1 protein-coding gene is annotated in these 1,662 nt (G+C 69.8%); it reads right to left on the minus strand.

All coding sequences use genetic code 11. The features are described from left to right. Window positions 1-341 precede the first annotated feature (341 nt). A complete protein-coding gene (locus tag ABHU32_RS09995) occupies window positions 342-1,451 on the minus strand; it encodes an IS110 family RNA-guided transposase (protein WP_346979816.1) in 1,110 nt (369 codons plus the stop codon). Window positions 1,452-1,662 lie beyond the last annotated feature (211 nt).

Here is a 1,662-nt window from a genome sequence, read left to right on the forward strand (position 1 = left end):
TTTAATATGAGAAAGCCATTGTCAATAGGCGTGTTTGTTCGAGCCCGGTTTTAAACCGGGCTTTTTCGTTTCCCGTCGGGAGGGCCCGCGCACGCTGCACGTTTAGTCGACGCTTGCCTGGCAAGCTAATATCCGCGGGCTCTTGCGGGCGCGCTGCCGGCGGTCAGCCCGGTATGTCCGCGCACCCCACCGCATTTCGATTCTCCGTCCGGCGCGCTCGTCCGAAACCAGTCTTGTTCACGGGCGCGGCCCTTGGGCTGCCCAAAAAGGGCTCGTGAACGCGCGCCGGCGATGCGTCGAGGCGCGGGCCCTCCCGGCGGGAGGCTTGTTGTCCGACGGGGTCAGCCGAGGGTCCCCTCCGCCCGGCGCCCGATCTCCCAGACCCAGCAGGCGAGCTCGCGCGCGACGGCGGCGTTTGCCTTGCACGAGCTCTTGCCCGCCGCCGCCAGCGCCTCGCGGCGGCGGCAGAGCCTGGCGGTGCAGGCGTCGGCGCGCGCCCGGATCGCCGCGGGGACGTCCGCGCCGGGTGCCGGGGCCTTCGGGCGGGGCGTGCACGTCAGGTAGTGCCACGCCGACTCCACCAGTGCCGTCCTGGCGAGCCGGTTGCCCGTCTTGGTTATCCCGCCGCGCCGCTCGGTCTCGCCGCTCGAGCGCTCCGACGGGACCAGCCCGCACCAGCTCGCGAAGGCCGGGGCCGTCCGGAACCTCGTGAAGGAGCCCGCCTCGGCTGCGAGCCTGAAGGCCGTCAGGGTGTCGATTCCCTTGATGCAGGAGAGCGCCTCGACGGCCGGGCGCCACCGGTCGGTCCGGGCGAGGGCGAACACCTTCTTCTCGAGCTGCCGGCGGTCCGACTCCGCGCACCTCGCGGCCGTGACGTAGTACTCGAGCACGTCGCGCTGGGGCCCCTCGAGCCTGATCCCGGATATCCACCTCCAGTGGGCGCGCGTCCAGGACCCCTTCCTCGTCCCGTCGGCGTTGCGCTCGTCCCAGACGTGGCCCAGCCTGATCAGGAACATGTTGAGTCGCTGCCTGGCGCGGCGGTACTCCGCCGTGGCGTCGTCGAGGGCGCGGTCGAGGTCCCGGGCGGCCTCGACGGCCGCATCGGGCAGCGGGACCTCCACGATGTTGTGGGTGGCGAGCATGCGGGCGATGAACTCGGCGTCGCGCCGGTCGTTCTTGCGGCGCGCGTCCGCCGCCGGCCTCTGCATCTTGGAGACGGCGGCCACGGCGCAGTCGAGGCCGAGCGCGCGCAGCTCGCGCGCCATGTGGAAGCCGGTGGGGCCACTCTCGTAGCAGGCCCTGGGCTCCTCGAACCCGAGGGCCCACTCCGCGATCTCGGCGGCGTCCGTCCCGAAGTCACGGTGCACCACCTCGCCGGTGAAGGGGTTGAACGCCGCGGCGGCGACCGATCGCGCGTGGACGTCCAGGCCGATGGAGGTAACATGGGGCATGGGAAGCCTCCTCCCCGCAGGTGCGGTAAGGGCTACCGCACGGGCCGATACTCAAAGCCCATTGTGGCATCCCGAGCCCGCGGAAAGAAGCTGCGCCGCGGGGGAGGCGGCCCAAATGGCTTTCTCATATCGTCTTAATATGAGAAAGCCATTGTCAATAGGCGTGTTTGTTCGAGCCCGGTTTTAAACCGGGCTTTTTCGTTTCCCGTCG

It is taken from the genome of Collinsella aerofaciens (assembly GCF_039758965.1).
Taxonomy (GTDB): Bacteria; Actinomycetota; Coriobacteriia; order Coriobacteriales; family Coriobacteriaceae; genus Collinsella; species Collinsella aerofaciens_BR.